At 65.6% G+C, this 22,886-nt stretch carries 20 protein-coding genes and 1 tRNA gene; 10 read left to right on the top strand and 11 right to left on the bottom strand.

The genetic code is table 11. The features are described 5' to 3' along the window. Nucleotides 1-29: 29 nt before the first annotated feature. Complete coding sequence (locus AC5Y42_RS16220) at nucleotides 30-629, bottom strand: TetR/AcrR family transcriptional regulator (RefSeq protein ID WP_499899576.1); 600 nt, start codon at nucleotides 627-629, stop codon at nucleotides 30-32. A gap of 80 nt (nucleotides 630-709) precedes the next feature. Here AC5Y42_RS16220 and AC5Y42_RS16215 point away from each other — a divergent pair, with 80 nt between their 5' ends. Genes AC5Y42_RS16215 through AC5Y42_RS16200 form a run of 4 tightly spaced genes read left to right on the top strand, consistent with a single transcriptional unit; the run spans nucleotide 710 to nucleotide 5,148 of the window. After that, the gene (locus tag AC5Y42_RS16215) at nucleotides 710-2,131 is read left to right on the top strand and encodes an ABC1 kinase family protein (protein WP_499899575.1); all 1,422 of its coding nucleotides are present in this window, start codon (nucleotides 710-712) and stop codon (nucleotides 2,129-2,131) included. Continuing rightward, nucleotides 2,118-3,533: an ABC1 kinase family protein gene (locus AC5Y42_RS16210; RefSeq protein WP_499899573.1), complete on the top strand. Its 1,416-nt coding sequence runs from the start codon at nucleotides 2,118-2,120 to the stop codon at nucleotides 3,531-3,533. Before AC5Y42_RS16215 ends, AC5Y42_RS16210 begins: the two co-directional genes overlap by 14 nt. Further along, complete coding sequence (locus tag AC5Y42_RS16205; protein ID WP_499899571.1) at nucleotides 3,530-4,711, top strand: cytochrome P450; 1,182 nt, start codon at nucleotides 3,530-3,532, stop codon at nucleotides 4,709-4,711. The genes AC5Y42_RS16210 and AC5Y42_RS16205 overlap by 4 nt, the downstream gene beginning before the upstream one ends. Beyond that, complete coding sequence (locus AC5Y42_RS16200; protein ID WP_499899570.1) at nucleotides 4,708-5,148, top strand: SRPBCC family protein; 441 nt, start codon at nucleotides 4,708-4,710, stop codon at nucleotides 5,146-5,148. Before AC5Y42_RS16205 ends, AC5Y42_RS16200 begins: the two co-directional genes overlap by 4 nt. Before the next feature lie 178 nt (nucleotides 5,149-5,326). Here AC5Y42_RS16200 and AC5Y42_RS16195 read toward each other — a convergent pair whose 3' ends face one another. Next, nucleotides 5,327-5,992 (bottom strand): pyridoxamine 5'-phosphate oxidase family protein, encoded by a 666-nt coding sequence (locus AC5Y42_RS16195; protein ID WP_499899568.1) that lies wholly within the window; start codon nucleotides 5,990-5,992, stop codon nucleotides 5,327-5,329. 41 nt (nucleotides 5,993-6,033) lie between these two features. On the opposite strand from AC5Y42_RS16195, the gene AC5Y42_RS16190 reads away from it, so the two are divergent. Further along, complete coding sequence (locus AC5Y42_RS16190) at nucleotides 6,034-7,359, top strand: aminotransferase class I/II-fold pyridoxal phosphate-dependent enzyme (protein WP_499899566.1); 1,326 nt, start codon at nucleotides 6,034-6,036, stop codon at nucleotides 7,357-7,359. A 10-nt stretch (nucleotides 7,360-7,369) separates the two neighbouring features. After that, nucleotides 7,370-7,768 carry a hypothetical protein gene (locus tag AC5Y42_RS16185; protein ID WP_499899564.1) on the top strand — a complete coding sequence of 133 codons (399 nt, stop codon included), beginning with the start codon at nucleotides 7,370-7,372 and terminating at the stop codon, nucleotides 7,766-7,768. A gap of 18 nt (nucleotides 7,769-7,786) precedes the next feature. Here the strand turns inward: AC5Y42_RS16185 and AC5Y42_RS16180 are convergent, their stop codons facing one another. The 3 genes from AC5Y42_RS16180 to AC5Y42_RS16170 are packed head-to-tail and all read right to left on the bottom strand — an operon-like array spanning nucleotide 7,787 to nucleotide 9,938. After that, nucleotides 7,787-8,656: an SDR family NAD(P)-dependent oxidoreductase gene (locus AC5Y42_RS16180; protein WP_499899562.1), complete on the bottom strand. Its 870-nt coding sequence runs from the start codon at nucleotides 8,654-8,656 to the stop codon at nucleotides 7,787-7,789. Next, nucleotides 8,653-9,330, bottom strand: coding sequence for a PIG-L deacetylase family protein (locus AC5Y42_RS16175; RefSeq protein ID WP_499899560.1), 678 nt, complete (start codon nucleotides 9,328-9,330; stop codon nucleotides 8,653-8,655). Before AC5Y42_RS16175 ends, AC5Y42_RS16180 begins: the two co-directional genes overlap by 4 nt. Before the next feature lie 5 nt (nucleotides 9,331-9,335). Beyond that, on the bottom strand, nucleotides 9,336-9,938 hold the full coding sequence (locus AC5Y42_RS16170; protein WP_499899558.1) for a TetR/AcrR family transcriptional regulator: 603 nt from the start codon (nucleotides 9,936-9,938) through the stop codon (nucleotides 9,336-9,338). A 37-nt stretch (nucleotides 9,939-9,975) separates the two neighbouring features. Here AC5Y42_RS16170 and AC5Y42_RS16165 point away from each other — a divergent pair, with 37 nt between their 5' ends. Genes AC5Y42_RS16165 through AC5Y42_RS16155 form a run of 3 tightly spaced genes read left to right on the top strand, consistent with a single transcriptional unit; the run spans nucleotide 9,976 to nucleotide 13,668 of the window. After that, nucleotides 9,976-11,109 carry a phosphotransferase family protein gene (locus tag AC5Y42_RS16165; RefSeq protein WP_499899556.1) on the top strand — a complete coding sequence of 378 codons (1,134 nt, stop codon included), beginning with the start codon at nucleotides 9,976-9,978 and terminating at the stop codon, nucleotides 11,107-11,109. Next, nucleotides 11,109-12,224: an Rv3169 family protein gene (locus AC5Y42_RS16160; protein ID WP_499899552.1), complete on the top strand. Its 1,116-nt coding sequence runs from the start codon at nucleotides 11,109-11,111 to the stop codon at nucleotides 12,222-12,224. The genes AC5Y42_RS16165 and AC5Y42_RS16160 overlap by 1 nt, the downstream gene beginning before the upstream one ends. A 58-nt stretch (nucleotides 12,225-12,282) precedes the next feature. Beyond that, on the top strand, nucleotides 12,283-13,668 hold the full coding sequence (locus AC5Y42_RS16155) for a flavin monoamine oxidase family protein (protein ID WP_499899550.1): 1,386 nt from the start codon (nucleotides 12,283-12,285) through the stop codon (nucleotides 13,666-13,668). Here the strand turns inward: AC5Y42_RS16155 and AC5Y42_RS16150 are convergent. The 6 genes from AC5Y42_RS16150 to AC5Y42_RS16125 form a co-directional block, all read right to left on the bottom strand. Continuing rightward, nucleotides 13,636-14,592 carry an alpha/beta fold hydrolase gene (locus AC5Y42_RS16150; RefSeq protein ID WP_499899548.1) on the bottom strand — a complete coding sequence of 319 codons (957 nt, stop codon included), beginning with the start codon at nucleotides 14,590-14,592 and terminating at the stop codon, nucleotides 13,636-13,638. The genes AC5Y42_RS16155 and AC5Y42_RS16150 overlap by 33 nt on opposite strands. A 107-nt stretch (nucleotides 14,593-14,699) precedes the next feature. Next, nucleotides 14,700-16,142, bottom strand: a complete 1,443-nt coding sequence (locus tag AC5Y42_RS16145; RefSeq protein ID WP_499899546.1) for an amidase — start codon at nucleotides 16,140-16,142, stop codon at nucleotides 14,700-14,702. 87 nt (nucleotides 16,143-16,229) lie between these two features. Further along, nucleotides 16,230-16,303: transfer RNA gene (locus tag AC5Y42_RS16140), tRNA-Met, on the bottom strand. A gap of 73 nt (nucleotides 16,304-16,376) precedes the next feature. Further along, nucleotides 16,377-16,913: a cupin domain-containing protein gene (locus AC5Y42_RS16135; protein WP_499899544.1), complete on the bottom strand. Its 537-nt coding sequence runs from the start codon at nucleotides 16,911-16,913 to the stop codon at nucleotides 16,377-16,379. Nucleotides 16,914-17,261: 348 nt separating this feature from the next. Further along, entirely contained in the window at nucleotides 17,262-20,249 is a 2,988-nt protein-coding gene (locus AC5Y42_RS16130; RefSeq protein WP_499899542.1) for a UPF0182 family protein, read from the bottom strand. 90 nt (nucleotides 20,250-20,339) lie between these two features. Continuing rightward, the gene (locus AC5Y42_RS16125; protein WP_499899540.1) at nucleotides 20,340-21,362 is read right to left on the bottom strand and encodes a YlbL family protein; all 1,023 of its coding nucleotides are present in this window, start codon (nucleotides 21,360-21,362) and stop codon (nucleotides 20,340-20,342) included. A 113-nt stretch (nucleotides 21,363-21,475) separates the two neighbouring features. On the opposite strand from AC5Y42_RS16125, the gene AC5Y42_RS16120 reads away from it, so the two are divergent. Beyond that, entirely contained in the window at nucleotides 21,476-22,852 is a 1,377-nt protein-coding gene (locus AC5Y42_RS16120; protein ID WP_499899538.1) for a zinc-dependent metalloprotease, read from the top strand. The last annotated feature ends 34 nt before the right edge of the window (nucleotides 22,853-22,886 follow it).

Here is a 22,886-nt window from a genome sequence, read left to right as displayed (position 1 = left end):
GGCCTGGCGTCATCCTGGCACGCTGGCCGCTATTGCCGCAGCGAATCGATCCGGCTGCCGAGCATCGCTGTCCACTCCGCGATGTATTGTTCGTCGGGCATGGCTGCTCCTGGCTCGTGAAACACGGTGCTCGTCGCCCGTTTGCCATGGAGCGCGTTGACCCCGACCGTGGCGATGGCCGCAGCATCCTGTTGGCTAACCGCTGGGATCCATCCGGTGACCCAATCAGCAAGTTCGGCATATAGCCCGTCGAACAATGCTGCATAGGCGTCAGTGAGTCTGGCCGACTGACCCGATGGGATGCGGGAGGCGATCTGAAGGAGTTGCGTTTCTTCGTCGAGCACGGCCAGCACGTATCGGCCCAGCATCGTAAGTTCGCTCCGCAAGTCGCCTAGGCCAGCGAAAAGTGCACGCATATCGCGCATCGCACGCCGACGGTCCAACTGCCGGTCAATGCCGGCGTCCAGGAGCGCCTCCTTCGATTTGAAGTGGTGGTAGAGAGCTCCCGAGCCCGGCGCCAGACCGGCGGCGGCTTCGATCTGCGCGACGCTGGTGGCGTTATATCCCCGCTCGCCGAAAAGCCGCATTGCCTCGGTGACCAGCCGCTCTCGGGTCGGCATCGGTGGCATTGACCGCTCCCAAGTGTTCACTTAGTATCGACAAGTGAATACTTTAGCGCCTCAGTGGTAGCGCCGCTAGGAGGTCGGCCATGGCGGATAGGGATGACTCGGTCCCTCAGGGGAGGATCCGTCGCACCATGCCATTGGCAGGCTTCACTGCCCGCGCTGCCGGCGGACGGATGGTGGCCACGCTCCGGGAGAAGTCCGGCGACCTCGACGCCGTAGAGCGCTTTCACGAACGGACTGCGGAGCGCTACACCGAATTACTCGGGCACTCCAAGGGCGTGCTCATGAAGGCGGGGCAAATACTGTCCATGGTCGACGCCAGCTTTATTGGCAACGGGAGCTTTTCGCCCTATCAGAAAGCGCTGACTCGCCTGCAGGCCGACGCGCCGCCCATGGATCGAGTACTGGCCAAAGAGGTGTTGCAGACCCAACTCGGCCGACCCGCCGAGGAGGTGTTCGCCGAGTTCAGCGACGAACCGATGGCAGCAGCCTCCATCGGGCAAGTCCACCGTGCGGCGCTGCACGACGGTCGCCAAGTCGCGGTCAAGATCCAATATCCGGGTGTGGCGCAAGCGATCCGTGACGATCTGGCGAACACCGAACTATTGGCAACGTTCTTTCGGTTCGCGACCTCGGCCGCGGGCGTCGCTATCCAGACCAATCCACGACAGACGGCGCGGGAAATCGCTGCGCGCATCGCCGAGGAAATTGACTACCGCCACGAGGCGGCCAACATAACGATGTTCAGCGAGCTCTACCGCGGTCATCCGTTCATCCGGATACCGGAGGTCATCGATGAGGCATCCGGTATCCGGGTGCTGACCATGACCTATCTCGACGGACTGGACTGGGCTGCGGCGCAACAGGCCGATCAGGAGCTGAAGAACACCTGGGCCGAGGTGATTTGGCGATTTGGCGGTGGTGCTATCCGGCATGGCAATTTGTTCAACGCCGACCCCCATCCCGGGAATTACCGCTTCGGACTGGACGGGCGGGTCGGGTTCCTCGACTTCGGCTGTGTCAAGGTGTTGCCCGAGCGTGCGCGCCTGAAATTCATTCAGATGAGCCGCGCCACCATCGACGGACGCAAACGTGATGTGCACGATCTGATGGCCGAATTGGGCTACTTTGCCGGTGGTTCCACACTCTCTGTGGACGAGGCCTACCAGTGGCTGGCAGACCTTGCCTGGGAGGTGCTTGCGCCACAACCAGTTACCTACACCCAGGACACCGCACAGCGCGCCATCCGCGGCCTGGTCGATCTGCGCCCAGCCGACCACCCGGTCCGTCGCATGTCGGCACCCGACGACTTGGTCTTCTTCCCCCGGGTCAACCTCATGTTGAACCCGCTCTTCGCGGCGCTGGGCGCCACCGTCTATACCCGGTCGATATCGGACGACATGGACGGCGTGGCCGAGCCGACCACACCACTGGGCAAGCTGCACGATGCCTGGGTGCGTGAGCGCAGCTTGCCGTACGGATTGGATCCTCATGACCGCCCCTAGGGATAACTCGGTGCCGCGTGGGCGGATCCGTCGCACCATGCCGTTGGCCGGGTTCACCGCGCGGGCGGCCGGCGGACGGATGGTCGCCGCCCTCCGGGAGAAGACGGGCGACGCGGATGCCGTACAGCGCTTCCACGAGCGGACGGCTGAGCGCTACACCGAGCTACTTGGCCACTCCAAGGGCGTGCTGATGAAGGCCGGCCAGATATTATCTATGGTAGACGTGGGTTCGGTTGGGAAGGGCAATCTTTCGCCTTATCAGGAAGCCCTGACTCGGTTGCAGGCTGACGCGCCACCGATGGATCCTGCGCTGGCCAAAAGAATCCTGCATGCCGATCTCGGTCGCCCCGCCGAAGATGTGTTCGCCGACTTCGCCGAACAACCGATGGCGGCGGCCTCCATCGGCCAGGTGCACCATGCCGTGCTGCATGACGGGCGCCAAGTAGCGGTAAAAATTCAATATCCTGGCGCCGCGGCGGCGATTCGCGATGATCTGGCCAACACCGAACTGCTGGGGACGTTTTTCCGATTGGCTGCCTCGGCGTCGGGGACCACTATGCAGTCCGATCTACGACAGGCCACTCAGGAAATAGCTGCTCGCATTTCTGAAGAACTCGACTACCGGCATGAGTCCGCCAACATCACCGCCTTCAGCGAGCTGTACCGCGACCACCCCTTCATCCGGGTACCGGAAGTCATCGACGAGGCGTCCGGTGATCGGGTGCTGACCATGACCTATCTCGACGGACTGGGCTGGGCCGCCGCGCAACAGGCTGACCAGGAGCTGAAAAATACTTGGGCAGAGGTGATCTGGCGGTTTGCGGCGGGCTCGTACCGGCACGCCAATCTGTTCAATGCCGATCCTCATCCTGGTAACTACTGCTTCGGTCTGGACGGTACAGTCGGTTTCGTCGACTTCGGCTGTGTCAAGGCCGTGGCCGAATATCAACGCCGCCGAATCGTCGAGCTGGACCGTGCGGCAATCGAAGGCCGGAAACACGATCTCCACGACTTGATGATCGAATCGGGTTTCTTGGCAGACGATTCCACCCTGACTGTCGATGAGACATACCAGTGGTGGGCCGAAATCCTCTACGAGTTGCTCGCGCCTCAACCTGTGACCTATACAAAAGACACCTCGCGTCGTGCTATTCGTGGTCTGATCGATGCCCGTTCGCCAGATCATCCGGTTCGCCGCATGTCAATCCCCGACGACTTCGTCTTCTTCTCGCGACTGAACCTCAGCGTCAACGCAATATCCGCCGCACTAGGCGCCACTATCTACGCCCGAGCCATGGTCGACGACATGGACGGCGTCGCCGAACCGATCACGCCGCTGGGCAAGCAACACGGTGCCTGGGTGCGCGAACGCGGTTTGCGATACGGATTGGAGGGCCGATGACCATCCTTACCACCACTGCTCCGCACCTCCCATGGAACCCCGCAGACCCCTACCCGTTTTACGAACAACGACGGCGCGACGGCGATGTGGTATGGGACGAAACCGCCCGAGCCTGGCTTGTTCTCGGCTACGATACCGCGCGAGAGGTGTTGGGCGGATCGGGCTGGACCAGTAATCCGCTGGCAAATCCAAATGCTCGCGCGGCGATCGATTCCATGAGTTCCGATCTGGTCAACCGCTCGATGCTATTCGCCGACGGAGTTAATCACGACCGCTTGCGCGGGGCGGTGCGCGACGTCTTCACCCGCTCGTTCATCACGGGTCTTACTGCTGGTGTGGACGCCATTGCATCGGCGGTAATCGACCACCCGGTGACGGGTATGGCCTTCGATTTCATGGCCGATGTCGCCTTACCGCTGCCGCTCGCTGTAGCCGGAGAGTGGCTTGGCTTAGATCTCGAGAGTTCTCGGCTGCTCCGTGAACAATCGCCGGCGATTATCCGGATGCTGGGTACACTCGCGGATCCCGACGAGATTGCCGCCGGCGCAGCGGCCTCCGCGGCACTCGTCACCGCGTTTCTTCCCCTCGCTGCCGACCGTCGCACGAACCCACGCGACGACCTGCTCAGCTTCATCGCGTCTGCCCCCGACCTGCAGCTCGATGACGTCGTCATCACCGCGATCCTTATTGCCGTCGCGGGTCATGAGACAACCGCAAATCTCCTTGGAGCAGCGATGCTTCGGCTGTTGACTCCGATGCCAGACGGCACACGTATCACCGATCGGGTCGAGGCCGCTGACGCGTCGCTGATCACTGAACTACTTCGGCTCGACGGCCCGGTGCAGGCCACCGCGCGCACCGCCACCGAGGATCAGCGGATCGGCGGCGTCGACATAGCGTGCGGCCAGCAAGCTGTGGTGGTCATCGCCGCGGCCAACCGTGATCCCGCTGTCTTCAACGAGCCTGACCAGTTCCAGCCCGAGCGCACCGGGCCGGCACCGCTGTCGTTCGGGCACGGCGCGCATTACTGCCTCGGTGCGACCTTGGCGCGGCTGGAAACCACCGTGGCACTGCGCGAAATCTTCGCCCGCAAACCGGCGTTGGCAGGCTCAGTGGCCTGGCGCGACACCACTGCGATCCGCGGGCCGCTCAACGTTCCGATGATGTTCGAAAAGTGAGCAAGCTTCATCACTACCGGGTGTCGCGTCACGTGGCGGCCGATCCAGAGACCGTCTGGAAGGTCGTGTCGGATCATGCCGGCATGGCTGAGTGGACACCCTTCCGCAGATCCGTCGTCGAAAGACCGGGCGAGCCATACCCGAACGGAACAGGGGCGGTGCGGGCGCTCTACTTGATAGGACCACCAACGCGAGAACAGATCATCGAGTTCGAACCGCTGCAGCGGCTGCGCTACACACTGCTATCCGGGCTGCCGTTCCGTGATTACGTCGGCGAAGTGACCATCGAACCCGAGGAAATGGGCGCCCGGTTGACCACCGAAATCAGCTTCAGGACACGCATTCCCGGCACCCAAATTTTCGGGCCGATCGCCATTCGGTTGGGCACGAGAGGCGCTGCCCGGCTTGCGGAGAAGCGCACGAAGCCGGGCCCTTGATAGTTACGCCTTCTCAACGAGCTCGGCGAGCCGGTTCAGCGATGCCGCGGGAGGCGGTTTTTGTCGGTCAATTTCGACCAGTCGTAGGTGTGCCACGACGTAATTTGCGGATGCTGCCGAGGGCGAGCGTCATGACGAAGACATCTCCGACGCGATGGACCCGCTGTCCACGTAGTTGTCAGCCTCGCCGGTAGGACGCCAGGTAAGGCGGCAGCGGCACAGCCGGGTCGAGGCCCTCGGCCGGGATGGGCGCCCCGGCGGTCAGGGCCAGCGGCAGCACGCCGGCCCACAGCGGCAGCGCAAGGTCTTCGGGATCATCGACCGGCCCGCCGTCGCGTACCTTGGCCGAAACCTCGAGCAAGTCCACCGCGAGCACGGCGGTTGCGGCCAACTCGCGCTCATTAGGAGGTCGGCTATCAGCGGCCCGACCGGCAGCCACGTGGTCGAGCAGGGCATGCAAAGCGCGCAGCTTCTCCTGCCGGTCCCGGACAAGGCGTGCGTTGCCGTGCACGACTACCGACCGGTAGGCCATTGAGTGGTGCAGCGCGGCGCGGGCCAACACCAAGCCGTCGACCAGCGTGGTCGTGACACAGACGGGCAGGCCCTCCGATGAGGCCGCCAGCATCGGCCCGCTGCCCGTGGAACCGTGCAGATACAGCACCTCGCCGACCCGGGCGTGCGTCGTCGGCAGGACTAACGGTCGGCCGTCTTGGAGGTAACCGACGTGACAGATCAGCGCCTCGTCGAGGATGCGGTGGACGGTGGCGCGCTCGTAGCGGGCACGTTCCCGATACCGGGTGGGCGTGCTGCGCGCGGTGGGCGCGTAGGTCGGCGACGATTCCAATTTTGCCTCGCAGTAGTTTGTACTAGTGCATACTGTCTTACGTGCCAGTACGATACATCATTCGCGGTTCGGGCGCCGAGGCAATTGCGACCAGCGTCGAGGAGGCCATCTCCACGGGCGGGCTCGCCCCCGGTGCCGAGCTGCCACCCATCCGGCAACTCGCCGCGCAGCTCAACGTGAACGCCAACACCGTCGCGGCTGCCTACCGCCTGCTGCGTCACCGCGGAGCGGTTGAGACTGCGGGACGGCGAGGCACCCGGGTGCGCGAACGGCCTGCGACCACACCGCGATCCCTGCGCGGGCTGACCGTCCCCGAAGGTGTGCGCGACCTCTCGACGGGCAACCCGGATCCCGCATTGCTGCCGATCGCCCACGCCCAACCTGTGCGGCAACGACGGACTCCGCTGCTGTATGGCGAGCCCGCGATGTCGCCCGAGTTGACCGAGTACGTCCAGGTGTCGTTGCGCGCGGAGGGCGTGCCGGCCGAGCACCTCGCGGTGACCGCCGGCGCGCTCGACGGGATCGAACGCGTTCTCGCAGCTCACCTGCGGCCTGGTGATCGAGTGGCAGTCGAGGATCCGGGTTGGGCGAATCTGCTGGATCTCCTTGCCGCGATGGGCTTTTCGGTCGAGCCGCTGCGCGTCGACGACGACGGGCCGCTGGTCGCGGATCTGGCGGGGGCGCTGCGCCGTGGCGTACGGGCAGTGGTGGTGACCACTCGCGCCCAAAATCCGACCGGCGCGGCGATCTCCGCTGAACGGGCCGCGCAGCTGCGGCGGCTGATGGCCGACCGTGCCCACGACGTGCTGCTGATCGAAGACGACCACTGCGCCGGTATCGCCGGCGCAGTGCTGCACACCTTGGCCGGATCGACGCGCCATTGGGCCTTCGTCCGGTCGGCATCCAAGGCGTATGGCCCCGACCTGCGGCTGGCAGTTCTGGCCGGCGACCGCCGGACGGTCGAACGGGTGCACGGCCGGCTGCGGCTGGGGCCCGGCTGGGTCAGCTACCTCCTACAAGACCTCGCGGCCAGCTTGTGGCGCGACAAGGCGGCAATTCAGCTGGTACACAAGGCCGAAGACATCTACGGTCGCAACCGCGCGACGCTGCAGTCAGCGCTGGCCGAGCGCGGCGTGAATTCCCACGGTCGGTCCGGCCTCAACGTCTGGATTCCGGTGCCCGACGAAACCGTCGCGATCACCCGGCTACTCGCCGCCGGCTGGGCGGCCGCCCCGGGAACGAGATTCCGAATCAACACGCCGCCCGGCATACGGATTACCGTCTCGAATCTTATTGCCGCCGAGATTGATCCACTCGCTGACGCGGTAGCCGAGGCGGTACATGCTCTGGGACGAACCAGCGTCTAAGGTCACAGCCATGACGACACGCTCACGCTTCGTCGACGCGGTACTGATCGGGTTCGGACTGTATTCGACGCTTCTCGGCCTGTTCATGCTGTTCGCACCGGGCCCCTTCTTCGACACTCTTGGCGCGTTCGGGCCGCGCAACAACCACTACATCTTCGACAACGCGTCGTTCGAGCTGCCGTTGGGTCTGCTGCTATTCGCCGCGCTGCGGTGGCCGACCTGGCGGGTTCCGGCCCTGGCGTTCGCGGTGGCGCATTGGGTGCTGCATTCGCTGAGCCACATCGTCGACACCGGCCACGCCGACGGCCGGCTGATCGGATGGCTCGAGTTCATCGGCCTTGCGCTCGGCACCATCCTGCTCGCCGTCGCTCTGCGCATCAGTGTCCTTGCGGACAAGCGATCCCGATGATCGGAGCTATGCCGCGGCTCACTCGTAGGCCCGAAAGCTGCCGTCGAGTACCTGCAGATGCCCGATCGTGCGTCCGGTGACTTTGGCAGCGTCCATCAGCGTCAGTTCCACGGCCGCGCGCGCGAACTCCTCTGCCGTCGCCACCTCGTCGAAATCGCGGGTGTAATACGAAAGTCCCGGCGTCAGTATGGCTTTGGACGGCGAGAGGGCGTTGACCGCTATGTTGTGGCCCTGGAGATCGAACGCGGCGCACCACGTCAGGTGCTCAAGCGCCGCTTTGGATCCGCCGTAGCCGGGCAGGACACCGCCGCTGCGGTCCGCGTAGGGCCCGTCGCCGGGTAGGCGCGCCGCGACCGAGGTGATGTTGATGATCGACCCGAAACCGGCGGCGATCATGTCGGGGCACACCAGTTGAATCAACTCGTAGGCGGCGAACACCGAAATCTCGAAGTGCCGCCGGTATGCAGCCAATGGTGTGCCGAGCAGTGGCGGCCAGCCTGGTTTGGCCGCAGCCGACGGTGCTTTGGCCGGCTTGGCGGGACTGGTCGGAGCGCCGGGCTTGGGCGGGCGTCCGGGTGCGGTGAAGGCCGCATTGTTGATCAGAATTGTGATGGGGCCCAATGCGTCTCGTGTCTCGTTGACCCACCGGTCGATGTCACCGCTATCGAGCAGATCGGCGCGAATGGCGACGGCGCGCCCGCCGGCGGACTCGATGTCGGCGACGGTCTGCCCGATTGTGCCGGGCAGTCGTTCGTCCCAGACCTGTTCGGTGCGCCCGCCGACGGCCACGGCTGCGCCCTCGGCCGCAAGCGCCAGTGCGATCGCTCGGCCCAATCCACGGCTGGCGCCAGTGACAATCGCCGCGCGACCGTCGAGTCGTCCTGTCATCGACTGCTGCTCCTCTCCACGATGAATTGCACCGCCCTACCGCCTGCCCGTGTCGGTACCGCCAAGTCGACCTGCCGCCGGGCCTGCTCGATGACCGGTGTCTGCGGATCAAGTACCGAAAGATAGACCGTGTGGGCCGCGAGCGCGGCCACGGCGACGTCGATGTAGCCGTCCACCACCTCGGCGTGGGTGCCATCTGGGCCGTTCTGAAACAACCAGCGCGGCGGATCGGGCAGGGCATCGTAGGCCGCGCTGACCGCGGCTGCGAACTCGATGTGGTCGCGTTGGTTGGGCATCCCCGGCGCCCATTCCGGCCCGCCGTAAATGGTCACCACCACATCGGGTTTGGTGTCGCTGATGGCTAAGTTGATCCTCGCCCGCAGGTCGTTGGTATCGCGGATTTCGCTGTCCGGGAAGTCCCAGAAATAGACGTCGGCGACGCCGACAATAGCCGCCGACCGCCGTTGCTCGGCTTCCCGGACCGGCCCGGCTTGCTCAGGGGGCATGCCCGCAATGCCGGCTTCGCCACGACAGGCCAACGCGTAGCGGACGGACTTGCCCTGTGCCGTCCACTTCGAAACGGCAGCGGCGATGCCGTATTCGGGGTCGTCGGGGTGCGGGACCAAGACCAGCGCGGTGCGCCAGTCAGTAGGGAATGCCTGCACTGCCGCCATGATCGTTACGCAATCACGCCGTGCACGACGATCGCAGCGGTCTGGTCCACCCAGGTGTCGTCGAGGCCCTCGTCGGGGCGCAACAGCAACCGCAACAACGTCGCTCCCCCGATCAGTTCGACCAACCGGTCCGGGTCTACGTCCGAATGGACCTCGCCGCGACCGACCGCCTCACGCAACCGGACCCGCACGGCGGTGAACAAATCCGCGAACCGCGACATCACCCTGGCGTTGAGTTCGGAGTCGGCGGTCATGTCGGCGACCAGTCCGGGCAGCGCCGCCCGCACTACCGGGCTGGTGAACACGTCGCGCGCGGCGGCGATCATCGCCCGCACATCGGCGGCCATATCACCGGCCGGGCTGACCAAAGCAGTGGGCGCCACCGGAAAGGCGGCCTCGTGCACCAACTCAGCCTTGCTCGACCAGCGGCGGTACAGCGCGGTCTTGGTGGTCCCGGCGCGTTCGGCGACGGCAGCCAACGTGAGGTTCGAATAGCCGATTTGCACAAGCAGTTCCGCCGTCGCCGCCAGTATGGCAGCGTCGATGCGCGGGTCCCGGGGCCGTCCGGCACTCGCCGACTTGTCAACCGAAGTCAGGTCTGCTTTCATAACGCTACCCACCGTATCGTAATTGTCGGAGGCGATTGTGGCCAACCAACCTGCTGTCAGCGACATCGGCCGTATGCAACGGTCCAGCCGCGACATGACCACCGTGCCGGCGGTGATGTCGCGATGGCTCTCCACGATGATGCCCGGGGGCGTTGCTCCGCAGGTGACCGTGGAAAGCGGCATCGACGCCAACGGGATGTCCTCCGAGACGCTGATTCTGACCGGACGCTGGGACGACCGCGGGACTGCGGTCGAGCAGCGCTGGGTGGCGCGGGTGGCGCCCACCGCCGAGGACGTGCCGGTGTTCCCGTCGTACCGGCTGGATCATCAATTCGAGGTGATGCGCCGGGTCGGCGAACTCACCGACGTGGCCGTCCCGTTGGTGCGTTGGATCGAGACCACCGGCGACGTTCTGGGCAAGCCGTTCTTCCTGATGGACCACGTCGAGGGCGTGGTGCCGCCCGACGTGATGCCCTACACCTTCGGCGACAACTGGTTCGCCGACGCTCCCGCCGAACGCCAGCGCGAACTGCAGGACGGCACCGTCGAGGTGCTGGCCAAGCTGCACTCAATTCCGGACCCGCAGAAGATGTTCGGCTTTCTCGACGAGGGCCGATCCGGCGATACAGCATTGCGCCGGCACTTCGAGTGGGTGCAGTCCTGGTACGACTTCGCCGTTCCGGACATCGGCCGCTCCGCCTTGCTGGAACGCAGCTTCGACTGGCTGGAGACTCACTGGCCGCATCAGGCGGCGGCCGCCGAGCCGGTGCTGTGCTGGGGCGACGCCCGGATCGGCAATGTGCTCTACCGCGACTTCAAACCGGTGGCGGTGCTGGACTGGGAGATGGTGACGCTGGGGCCGCGCGAACTCGACGTGGCGTGGATGATCTTCGCGCACACGGTCTTTGAAGAGCTCGCCGGTCTGGCCACCCTCCCGGGGCTGCCGGAGGTGATGCGCGAGGACGATGTCAGGGCCAGTTATCTGCGACTCTCCGGTGTTGAAATCGGTGACCTGCACTGGTTTTACGTGTATTCCGGCGTGATGTGGGCCTGTGTGTTCATGCGCACCGGCGCGCGGCGGGTGCATTTCGGTGAAGTGGAGAAGCCCGACGAGGTCGAGTCGCTGTTCTACCACGCCGGATTGATGAAAAGACTCATAGGAGAAGACTGATGCTCGGACCGCTCGACGAGTTTCCGGTACACCAGATCCCCCAACCGATCGCCTGGCCGGGCTCGTCGGACCGCAACTTCTACGACCGGTCCTACCTCAACGCCCACGACCGCACCGGCGACATCTTCCTGGTCACCGGCATCGGCTACTACCCCAACCTTGGAGTCAAGGACGCGTTTGTCCTGATCCGCCGCGGCGACACCCAAACCGCGGTGCACCTGTCGGACGCCATCGACCAGAACCGGCTCAACCAGCACGTGGGCGGCTACCGGGTCGAGGTCAGCGAACCGCTGCGCAAGCTCCGGGTGATCCTGGAGGAAACCGAGGGCATCGCCGTCGACCTGGCCTGGGAGGGGTTGTTCGACCCCGTCCAGGAGCAGCCGCACATCCTGCGAGCGGGCAATCGGGTGACGCTGAACGCACAGCGCTTCGCTCAGCTGGGCTCGTGGAGCGGACGGATCTTGCTCGACGGAGAGGAGATCGCCGTCGATCCGGCGACCTGGATCGGTAGCCGAGACCGTTCCTGGGGTATCCGGCCGATCGGTGAAGCCGAACCGGCGGGACGTCCGGCCGACCCGCCGTTCGAGGGCATGTGGTGGCTCTACGTGCCGATGGCGTTCGACGAGTTCGCCATCGTGCTGATCATTCAGGAAGAACCCAACGGATTCCGGTCCCTCAACGACTGCACCCGGGTCTGGCGCGACGGCCGCGTCGAGCAGTTGGGCTGGCCGCGGGTCAAGATTCATTACCGGTCGGGCACCCGCATCCCGACCGGCGCCACGATCGAGGCGTCCAGGCCGGACGGCACCCCGGTGCAGTTCGAGGTGGAGTCCAAGCTGCCGGTGCCAATCCACGTCGGTGGCGGCTACGGCGGCGATTCGGACTGGCTGCACGGCATGTGGAAGGGCGAGAAGTTCACCGAACGACTGACCTACGACATGACCGACCCGGCCGTCGTCGCGCGCTCCGGGTTCGGGGTGATCGACCATGTGGGCCGGGCGGTGTGCCGCGACGGCGACGCCGATCCGGTGGAGGGCTGGGGGCTCTACGAGCACGGCGCGCTGGGCCGACACGACCCGTCGGGATTCGCCGACTGGTTGACAGTGGCGCCCTGAACGGCGCGAACGTCGACTTGTTGGGATATTTCGGGCGTTTGGGCGCAACAAGTCGACGTTGGACGGTTCACTGAGAGGCATGGACTGGACCGCCGACGTTGTCGTAATCGGGGCCGGTTTCGCCGGGCTCACCGCCGCCCGTGAGCTGATGCGGCTTGGGCACGAGGTGTTGGTCCTCGAGGGCCGCGATCGGGTGGGCGGGCGCTCCTACACCGGACATGTCGCCGGCATCCCGGTCGATCTGGGCGGCACGTTCGTCGGCCCGACGCAGGACGCGGTCTTGAAGTTGGCCGCCGAACTCGGCGTCGACACCACCCCGACGTTTGCCGATGGCGCCAACCTGATCCGGTGGCGCGGCGAAACCCGCTCGTATTCCGGCACCATCCCGAGGTTGTCGCTGAGCGGATTACTCGACATCGGTCGTGTGCGTTGGCAATTCGAGCGCATTGCCCGACAAGTACCGCTGGCCGAACCGTGGACCGCGCGGCGAGCGGCCCGGCTGGACGAACAGTCGCTGGGCGGCTGGCTGCAGTCGGTGCATGCCGGTGCCACTGCCCGCGACCTGCTGGCGATCATGGCCCGGGTGACCTGGGGCTGCGAGCCCGACGACGTGTCGATGCTGCACGCCGCCCGATATGTGCGGGCGGCCGGTGGCCTGGATCGGCTGCTCGACGTGCACGACGGTGCCCAACAAGACCGCTTCTTGGCCGGCACTCAGCAGATCGCCGACGGGATGGCCGTCGAACTCGGCGACCGGGTGGTGCTGGGCGCCGTGGTGCGCGGTATCGAGCACCGGGACGGCGCTGCGCTTATCGCTTGCGAAAAGGGAAGAGCCGAAGCCAGATTCGTGGTCGTGGCGGTCCCCCCGGAGCATCGGGCGGACATCGAGTTCGCTCCTGCGCTGCCCGCCGAATACGAGCGGCTGGCCACCTGTTGGCCGCAGGGCCGACTGTCCAAGGCCTACGCTGCCTACCCCACTCCGTTCTGGCGGGACACCGGGTGCTCAGGTGAAGCACTGTCCGACGAAGGCCCGGTGTTCATCACGTTCGACGTGAGCCCGCAGCCCGACGGTCCGGGCATCCTGCTGGGATTCGTCGACGCCCGTAGCTTCGATGCATTACCCGCAGAGCAGCGACGCCAGCGCGCGTTGGACTGCTTCGCCTCGCTGTTCGGCGACGACGCCCTCAAGCCGCTCGACTACGTCGATCACCGTTGGGGCGCAGAAGAATTCGCGGCCGGTGGCCCGACGGCCGCGGTGCCGCCAGGGTCGTGGACCCGGTACGGGCCGTGGTTGCGCCGGCCGGTCGGGCCGATTCATTGGGCAGGCACCGAGACCGCCGACGAGTGGACCGGGTTCCTGGACGGGGCGGTGCGATCCGGCCAGCGTGCCGCCGCCGAGGTGGCTGACCGGCTACGAGCTGATGCGCCGCGCGTCGGCGACTGATTCCAAAAGTTCGCGCAGCTGGCGGTTGACTTCGGCGGGGCGTTCGAGCATCGCGCAGTGACCACCGGGCAGCACGACGAGCCCGACCAGGTTCGGCGCGGCCGCTGCGATCCGACGGGACTGGCTCAGCGGCGTAAGCCGATCGCGTTCGCTGCCGATGACCAGCGTCGGCACCGTCAGACCGGACAAGCTGATGTGCCGCGACCCCAGCGCGTCGACCAGCGCCCTGCCGCAGCCGCCGCGCCCCGCCGGTGAGGTGGCGTCGAACAGCTCGTAGATAAGATCCCCGATGTCGGGCTCGGCGTCGCCGCCGACTGCCAGCAGCGAAATCATTTCGCGGGTCGCACGCCGTACCGCGGGCGGCACTGTGAACGAACCGAAGATGTTGACCAGCGCGCGCCCACCGAACACGCGGACCGCCGCGAATGGCGCGGGCACCGGCAGCAGCTTCACCTCGCGCAGCAGATCTCCGGTGGTCGTGTTGATCAGCGCGACGGCATCGGCCCGGTGCGGCACCTTGTGGCGATACCGCTCCGACCAAGCGGCGATCGCAATTCCGCCCATCGAGTGGCCGGCGATGACGGCGTGCTCCCCTGGGGCAAGGGTGGCCTCGAGCACGGCGTCCACGTCGGAGGCCAGGTGATGGAGCCGGTAATTGCCGCGCGGTGGCAGACCGCTGCGGCCGTGGCCGCGATGGTCGAAGGCGATGACGCGGTAATCGGTGGCCAAATCCGCGATCTGGTACGCCCATACCCGGATCGCGCACGTGATGCCATGCGCCAACACGATCGGATAGCCGTCGTCGGGTCCGAAGACCTCGGTATGCAGGCAGGTGCCGTCCGGGGCGCGCACCGGCACTATTCGGCTCGGCGGCAATTCAAGCGGTATCGGGACAGATTTGCGCTGTGCTTGATGAGAACTCATCGCCGCCTCCCCTCCGCATACGCCCTCCCAGCCGCATGCGTCGACGCTTCGAGTCTAGGCCGATTGACGGCAGTCAGCCTGCACTTTCACCGAATAACGGCGGATCGTCAGGGCATCTCCGGGTGCTGAGACAGCCACGGGTGGGCCGACTCTAGTTGAGACGCAACGCGAATCAGCACGTCTTCGCGGCCGTAAGCGGCGGCGAGCTGAACGCCGATCGGCAGGCCCTCGGCATTGCGGTGCAACGGGAGGCTGATCGCCGGCTGGCCGCTCATATTGAACGGCGGCGTGAACGCCGCGAAATGCCCGGCGCGGCGCATCGGCGCCGTGGGCTGGTCGGGATCGTTCTCGAACTCCGTCAGCGGTAGCGGGGGCTCGGCTAACGTCGGCGTGAGCAGCAGGTCCCAGCCGTCGGCCCACCACTGCTGCAGCTCACGCCGAAACGCCCAGCCCGCCGCCTGCGCGGTCGCGTAGTCCACGGCGGTCAACCGCTGAGCCTGCTCGACCAGCACCCAGTTCACCGGCTCGATGTCGTCTTTGGTCATTTCGCGCCCGAGCATTTCGCTGAAACCCCGTGTGGCCACCGCCATCTGCGTCGCCCACAGTGCCATGAACTTGTCGACCAGCGTGGTGTCTGCCAGACACTCTGGCCAGGCCGGCTCGACGGTGTGCCCCATGCCCTCCAGCATCGACGCCGCGGCGCGCACCGCCGCAACACAGTCCTGGTGCAGGAAATCGCCGCGCGGATGGACGTCGAGCAGTCCGATGCGCAGCCGGCCAGGGTCGGCGCCGAGCTCGTCGGCATAGGGCCGTTGCGGCGCCGGCGCGATCACGGTATCGCCGACACCGGGACCGCGCACCGCATCAAGCAGCCGCGCGGTGTCGCGCACTGTGCGGCTGACGCACAGTTCGACGCCCAGCCCCACTTCGGCGCGCAGCGGCCCGACCGTGATCCGCCCCTGGCTTGGCTTGAGCCCCACGAGCCCGCAGCAGGACGCCGGGATGCGGATGCTGCCGCCGCCGTCCGAGGCGTTGGCGAACGGAACCATCCCGGCGGCCACCGCTGCGGCCGCCCCGCCACTCGACCCGCCCGGGGTGCGGTCCAGTGCCCATGGGTTGCGGGTCGCGCCCCATGCCAGCGGTTGCGTGGTCGGCAGGCTGCCCATCTCCGGGGTATTCGTCCGCCCGGCGATGACAAGCCCGGCTGCCTTGAACCGGGCGACCAGAGTCGTGTCGGCGGTGTCGATTCTGCCTGCGGCTTTGAGTGCGACGTTTCCGTTCGACAGGGTCTGGCCGGCGAAGCTGGTGTAGAGGTCCTTGAGCAGAAATGGGACGCCGCGGAATGGGCCGTTGGGCAGGTTGGGATCGGCGGCCAGCGAACGGGCGTGGTCGAACCACTCGATGACCACGGCGTTCAGCAGTGGGTTGGACTGCTCGATCCGCTCGATCGCCGCTTCCAGCAGCTCGGACGGCGTGACTTCCCCTTTTTCCACCAGCGCCGCCTGGTCGGTGGCGTCCATCCATCGCGTCTCGTCGGCAAGACCAGTCATGGTTCCAGGTTGTACCACGAGCGGCCGTCGGCATTTCGCGACAATGAGAACGGCCCCCGGAATTGTCTCCGAGGGCCGTTCACTTAGTAGCGGGGACAGGATTCGAACCTGCGACCTCTGGGTTATGAGCCCAGCGAGCTACCGAGCTGCTCCACCCCGCGACGGGTAAGTACCAGGTTACCGAACCCGGTTGGGGCAGCCAAATCGCGGGGGCGGCATCGCGATCATGTCCGGTCAGTGCGACGGCGGGTTCAGCCCGTATCGCTGTGCAATGTCGTCCATCCAGGCGGGTGACCCGTAGGTCAGCCCGTATTTGTCGGCGAGTTCGCCGAACTCGGGCAACTCGTGCAGCACCTTGCTGACCGGATCGTTGGCGTGGTCGAGGAGCAGCTCACCCAATTCGCGGAAGTAATTCTCGAACCCGCCCGGGGTGATGATCTCGACGATGCGACCGGGTTCGCTGCCGGCGTTCCACATCGCGTGCATCTGGCCGCGCGGCTTGGTGATGTAGCCGCCCGGCCCGAGGACGACTTCACTGTCGTCGGAGCGGAAGCCGATCTCGCCTGCCAACACGATCGAATGCTCGTCCTCGCGCGTGTGCCGGTGCGCCGCGGTGAGCAAGCCGACCTCAAACGGGTGCTCGACAATGGACACCTCGCCGCCGTTGCTCTTGCCGGACAGCTTAAAGACCGCTCCAAAGCCGGGCAGCGCAACGTAATCCCCTTCCCCAGGCTGGACAACGGTGACTCCGATTTCGTTCGCATCGGCCATCTGGTGTCCTCCTTCAGAACCCAACTGCGGGTAGTTCGGTCGTCATGTCGTCCTGAGTGGGCCAGAGCGGCTGCGGTACTTCGACACCGAACGGCTTGTCCCAGCCGTTTCGGGATGAAACCTCGTGCACGTGTCTACTCCTTTCCGCTATTCGTCGTGGCCCATTGTGCGGCGGTACGCGGCGACCCGACGGCGCCGTTCCAGCCGTCTTTCCCACAGAATCTGACACGTGCTGCGGCCAGTCGAGCGGGCCGCTTGATGCGCGAGCGTGCGTCGACCCGGAAATTAGCTCGGCGTGTCGGCCGGGAACGCGCACGCTCGCCGCGGGTAGTGGGCGCTCGCCAAAAGCTACTTGGCGTTGTTGAACTTGGTGATCGCGTCGTCGACTCGTTGCAGCGCCGACCCGTAGGCGGCGAAGTCGCCCTTCTTCTGCGCGTCGCGCGCTGCGCCGATCGCCGCTTGAATCTCCTTCAGCGCGGCGGACTTTGCCGGAGACAACGGCGTGGCCGCGTTCGGCGCCGGCGGAGCAGCGGCGGCCGGCGGCTCCGTCGCGCCCGGCACCGACTCGGCCGGCGGCTCGGTTCCCGGTGACGAGCTGGCGGGAACGCCGCCGTCGGTGGGTGCGATCTCGGTCGCGGTGTCACCGGCACCGGGCCCGAACAGCCCAGTGAGCGCGTCGCTGACGGTCGGGCCGTACCCAATTTTGTCGTTGTACATCATCGCCACCCGGATCAGCCGCGGATACGACGAGGCGGCATCGCTGGCGCCCGGAGAGGCGTAGACCGGTTCGACGTAGAGCAACCCGCCCTGGGCCACCGGCAGCGTCAGCAGATTGCCCCAGCGGATGCGGTTCTGGTTGTCGCGACCGATGACCCCAAGGTCTTGGGACACTGCGGTGTCGGTGGTGATCGCGTTGTTGGCCAGCTTCGGCCCGTTGACCTGGCCCGGGATGGTCAGCACGGTGATCTTGCCGTAGGTCGCCGGATCGGAGCTGGCGCTGATGTAGGCGGCGAGATAGTCGCGCTTGAACCTGTTCATCGCGCTGGTCAGCTGATACGACGCCGAATTATCACCTTTGGCAAGGTTTTTCGCGACGATGTAGTACGGCGGCTGATAGCTGCTGGCCGTCGGGTTCGGGTCCAGCGGCACATCCCAGAAGTCGGACGTGGAGAAGAACGTCACCGGGTCGTTGACGTGGTACTTGGCCAGCAGCATCCGCTGCACCTTGAACAGGTCTTCGGGGTAGCGCAAATGGTCGGCCAGTTCCGGTGTGATGTCGCTCTTGGACTTGACCGTGCCGGGGAAGACTTTCATCCACGCTTTGAGCACCGGATCCTGCTCATCCTGCTGATACAGCGTGACGGTTCCGTCGTAGGCGTCGACGGTGGCCTTCACCGAGTTGCGGATGTAAGAGACCCGCTTGTCGGGCAGCAGCCGGTTGAACGCCACCTCGTTGGAGTCGGCGGTGGCCGACGACAGCGACGTCAGCTCGGAATACGGGTAGTTGTCCAACGTGGTGTAGCCGTCGATAATCCACACCAGGCGCTTGTTGACGATCGCCGGGTACACCGCGCTGTCGGTGGTCAGCCACGGCGCGACCGCCTCTACCCGCTCGGCGGGGTCGCGGTTGAACAGGATTTTGCTGTTGGAGCCGATCACGTTGGAGAACAAGAAGTTTCGCTCAGCGAATTTCGCGGCGAACACACTGCGTGAAATCCAACTACCGATCGGCACACCACCAGTGCCGGTGTAGGTGTAGTTCTTGGTTTCGGTGTTGGTCTCGTAATCGTATTCACGGTCGGCACCGCTGCGTCCGACGATCGCGTAGTCGGCGGGCGTGTTGGAGATGACCGGGCCGTAGTACACGCGCGGTTGGTCCAATTGCGCCGGACCGTCGGAGACCACGCCGCCGTTGGCGCCGACGGCGTTAACCAGAAACTCCGGATAGCCGCCGTTTTGGTTGGGGTCGTTGGCGATACCGCGAACGGTGTTCGCCGGTGATGCGATGAACCCGTTGCCGTGGGTGTAGACGCTGTGCCGGTTGATCCAGTCGCGCTGGTTGTCGATCAGCCGGTCCGGGTTGAGCTCGCGCGCGGCGACGACGTAGTCGCGCAGATTGCCGTCGTGGTCGACGTATCGATCGATGGACAGCTGGTCGGGAAAGAAGTAGAAGTTCTTGCCCTGCTGGAATTGAGTGAACGCCGGGCTGACGATCGTCGGGTCGAGCAGTCGGATGTTCGACGTGGTGGCGCGATCGGAGGCTACCTGTTCGGCGGTTGCCCGGGCGTCGCCGCTGTAGTTGCGGTAGCTCACGACGTCCTCGGTCAGGCCGTACGCATGCCGCGTAGCGGTGATGCTCCGACCGATGTACTCGCTTTCCTTTTGCGCGGCATTGGGTTTGACACTGATCTGCTCGATGATCAGCGGCCAGCCGGCGCCGACGATCAACGACGACAACAGCAATAGCACCAGCCCGATCGCCGGAATCCGCAAATCTCGCAGCACAACGGCGGAGAACACCGCAGCAGCGCAGATCAGCGCGATCGCCAGCAGAATCAGCTTGGCGGGCAGCACCGCATTGATGTCGGTATACCCGGCACCGGTGAACGGCTTACCGGCGCGGGTGTGCGACAGCAGTTCGTAGCGGTCCAACCAGTAGGCGGCCGCCTTGAGCAGCACCAGTACCCCGACCAGGCTGACCAGTTGGATTCGTGCCGAGCGGCTCAGTGCGCCGGTGCGCCCGGACAATCGGATACCGCCGAAGATGTAGTGCGCCACCAGATTCGCCAAAAACGCCAGGAACATCGCCACAAACAGATAACCGACCAGCAGCCGGTAGAACGGCAGGTCGAAGGCGTAGAAGCCAAGGTCCTTGCCGAATTGCGGGTCCTCGATTCCGAAGTCGCCGCCGTGCAAGAACAGTTGGACGCGTACCCAATAGGTCTGCGCGATGACGCCGGCCAGCAGGCCGATCATCACCGGGATCCCGATTCCGATGACCCGCAACCGCGACATCACCACGGTGCGATACCGCGCCACCGGGTCGTTGCCGTTGCTGGGCACGAACACCGGCCGGGTGCGGTAGGCCGCCGCCAGCCCGCCGAACACGATGCCGCCGACCAGTAGCCCCACCACTAAAAACACCACCAGCCGGGTTACCAGCACGGTCGTGAACACCGACCGGTATCCCAATTCGCCGAACCACAACCAGTCGACGTAGGCGTCGATCAATCGTGGGCCGACCAACAGCAGCACGATCACTGCCAGTGCTATGGCAATCAGAATCCGGCTGCGCCGAGTAAGCTTCGGCATTCTCGCCGTGGGCCGCATCCCCACTAGTTACGCTCCCTGGTCACCGTTGACAGTGGCGATCACAACTGTACGCACCGGCTCGCCTGCGGCTGTTCCGGCTGCGTCGTTGCCCGGCTAGCAACTCGGCGGCCGCCCACCGGAGGTCACCGCGTGCAGCGCATCCACGGCCTGTCCAAGGTTGTCGACCTTCACCAACTCCATCCCGGGCAGCTGGTCCGATCGTGCCTCGTAGCAGTTTTTGGCCGGCACCAGAAACACCGTCGCGCCGGCCGCCCGAGCGGCGATCATCTTGTGGACGATCCCACCGATGGGCCCCACTTTGCCTTCGGCGGTGATGGTGCCGGTGCCCGCGATGAACGTCGAGCCGGCCAGATTACCGGTCGTGAGCTTGTCGACGACGGCCAGGCTGAACATCAGCCCCGCCGAGGGCCCACCGACGTTGGCCAGGTTGAAATCCACGGCGAACGGTGCCCACGGCGCGTCCAGAACCGAGACGCCCAAAAAGCCGTAACCTCGATCGGGGTTGCTGCCCAGCGTGATCCGCGTGGTCCCGGGCGGCGCGTTCTTGCGGCGGAAGTCAATGGTCACCTCTTGACCGGCTTTGGTTTTCTTCAGCAGCGACGTGAACTGCTCGACCGTGGCGACTGGCGTGCCGTTGACCGCGTCGAGTGCGTCGCCGGTTTGCAGCTTGCCCATCGACGGTCCCGGATCGCTGACGGTCGCCACCGTGACCGCTTCCGGATACTTCAGATAGCCCAGCGCCGCGTATTCGGCGCTGTCTTCGGATCGCTTGAAATCGGCGTTGTTGTCCTTGTCGATCTCGTCTCGGGATTTGCCGGGCGGATACACCAAGTCGCGCGGCACCAGTTGTTCTTGACCGGAAAGCCACAATGTCAGCGCCTCACCCAAGCTCAGGCCGTCGCGCTGCGACACCGTCGTCATGTTCAGATGGCCCGACGTCGGGTGGGTCTGGGTCCCCTGGATGTCGACCACCTGCTTGCCGTCGACCTCGCCGAGCGTGTCGAAGGTAGGCCCCGGCCCCAAAGACACATACGGCACCGTCACCACCGCCAGCAGCACACCGAACGCCACGATCGGCACCAACGCGACGACCAGCGTCAGAATCCGCCTGTTCACGCCGCCTACCCTAATCTGACCAGGCTGTCCGACCCGCGCAAGCCGGGCCGGCCCACGCGTCGGGGGCCAGTTCACTGAGAGCGTGACCGCCGAAGGCCCGTGGCGATTCACCGATGGGTACCGTTGGGGTCATGGCTGACCTGCCTTTCGGGTTTTCCGCCGGAGATGACCCCGACCGCGACAAGCGGGGAAAAGACGACGCCGGGTCAGCTGACCCGTCCGGTTTCGGCGGCGATTTCGACATGGCCGACCTGGGTCAGATCTTCACCCGCCTGGGGCAGATGTTCAGCGGCGCCGGCACCGCGATGGCCTCCGGCAAGTCGGCCGGCCCGGTGAACTACGAGCTGGCCCGGCAACTGGCGTCCAACTCGATCGGTTTCGTGGCGCCGATCCCGGCCTCGACCAACTCGGCGATCAGCGACGCGGTGCACCTCGCCGAGACCTGGCTGGACGGGGTGACCTCATTGCCGGCCGGCACCGCCAAAGCCGTCGCCTGGAGTCCCAACGACTGGGTCGACAACACCCTGGAAACGTGGAAGCGGTTGTGCGATCCGATGGCCCAGCAGATCGCCACGGTATGGGAGGCGGCGCTGCCCGAAGAGGCGAAAAGCATGGCCGGGCCGCTGCTATCGATGATGTCGCAGATGGGTGGTATGGCGTTCGGCTCACAGCTCGGCCAGGCGCTGGGTCGGTTGTCCCGCGAAGTACTGACCTCCACCGATATCGGTTTACCCTTGGGCCCCAAGGGAATAGCGGCCGTGCTGCCGAATGCTGTGGAATCCTTTGCCGACGGGCTCGAGCAGCCGCGTAGTGAGATCATGACATTTCTGGCGGCCCGCGAGGCCGCCCATCATCGGCTGTTCAGTCACGTCCCATGGCTGCCCAGTCAGCTGCTTGGCGCCGTGGAGGCTTACGCCAAGGGCATGAAGATCGATATGGCCGGAATCGAAGATCTGGCAAAGGATTTCAACCCCGCCTCGTTGACTGACCCGACTGCTGTGGAAGAGCTGCTGACGCAAGGCGTATTCGAACCGAAGGCAACACCGGAGCAGACCCAGGCACTCGAACGGCTGGAGACACTGCTGGCGTTGATCGAAGGTTGGGTACAGACCGTGGTGATTGCCGCGCTGGGCGACCGCCTGCCCGGTGCTGACGCGCTCGCCGAGACGCTGCGCCGACGCCGGGCCACCGGCGGGCCTGCCGAGCAGACGTTCGCCACGCTGGTCGGTTTGGAACTGCGTCCCCGCAAGCTCCGGGAAGCCGCCGTGCTGTGGGAACGTCTGACTCAGGCCGCGGGTGTGGATGCCCGCGATGGGGTTTGGCAGCACCCCGATCTGCTGCCCGCCTCGGAAGACCTCGACGAGCCGGCCGGTTTCATCGACCGAATCATCGGCGGCGACACCAGCGGTATCGACACTGCGATCAATCGGGCGATCAGCGAATTCGAGCGTGGCGCCGATCCCGGCCCCGACGGACCTGTGGATAACTGAGCCAACGCGGCGCCCTCCGCGTGGCACCCTGCGA

It is taken from the genome of Mycobacterium sp. NGS48 (assembly GCF_059812585.1).
The sequence above is the reverse complement of the archived record's forward strand: the minus strand, read 5'-3'. Positions and strand labels throughout refer to the sequence as shown.

What these genes read in the sequence shown, in the direction of transcription:
- AC5Y42_RS16150 (WP_499899548.1), bottom strand. Translation starts at nt 14,592, where the DNA reads ATGAGTTCTCATCAAGCACAGCGCAAATCTGTCCCGATACCGCTTGAA.
- AC5Y42_RS16175 (WP_499899560.1), bottom strand. Translation starts at nt 9,330, where the DNA reads ATGGCGGCAGTGCAGGCATTCCCTACTGACTGGCGCACCGCGCTGGTC.
- AC5Y42_RS16180 (WP_499899562.1), bottom strand. Translation starts at nt 8,656, where the DNA reads ATGACAGGACGACTCGACGGTCGCGCGGCGATTGTCACTGGCGCCAGC.
- AC5Y42_RS16160 (WP_499899552.1), top strand. Translation starts at nt 11,109, where the DNA reads ATGCTCGGACCGCTCGACGAGTTTCCGGTACACCAGATCCCCCAACCG.
- AC5Y42_RS16185 (WP_499899564.1), top strand. Translation starts at nt 7,370, where the DNA reads ATGACGACACGCTCACGCTTCGTCGACGCGGTACTGATCGGGTTCGGA.
- AC5Y42_RS16210 (WP_499899573.1), top strand. Translation starts at nt 2,118, where the DNA reads ATGACCGCCCCTAGGGATAACTCGGTGCCGCGTGGGCGGATCCGTCGC.
- AC5Y42_RS16120 (WP_499899538.1), top strand. Translation starts at nt 21,476, where the DNA reads ATGGGTACCGTTGGGGTCATGGCTGACCTGCCTTTCGGGTTTTCCGCC.
- AC5Y42_RS16205 (WP_499899571.1), top strand. Translation starts at nt 3,530, where the DNA reads ATGACCATCCTTACCACCACTGCTCCGCACCTCCCATGGAACCCCGCA.
- AC5Y42_RS16170 (WP_499899558.1), bottom strand. Translation starts at nt 9,938, where the DNA reads ATGAAAGCAGACCTGACTTCGGTTGACAAGTCGGCGAGTGCCGGACGG.
- AC5Y42_RS16220 (WP_499899576.1), bottom strand. Translation starts at nt 629, where the DNA reads ATGCCACCGATGCCGACCCGAGAGCGGCTGGTCACCGAGGCAATGCGG.
- AC5Y42_RS16215 (WP_499899575.1), top strand. Translation starts at nt 710, where the DNA reads ATGGCGGATAGGGATGACTCGGTCCCTCAGGGGAGGATCCGTCGCACC.
- AC5Y42_RS16135 (WP_499899544.1), bottom strand. Translation starts at nt 16,913, where the DNA reads ATGGCCGATGCGAACGAAATCGGAGTCACCGTTGTCCAGCCTGGGGAA.
- AC5Y42_RS16145 (WP_499899546.1), bottom strand. Translation starts at nt 16,142, where the DNA reads ATGACTGGTCTTGCCGACGAGACGCGATGGATGGACGCCACCGACCAG.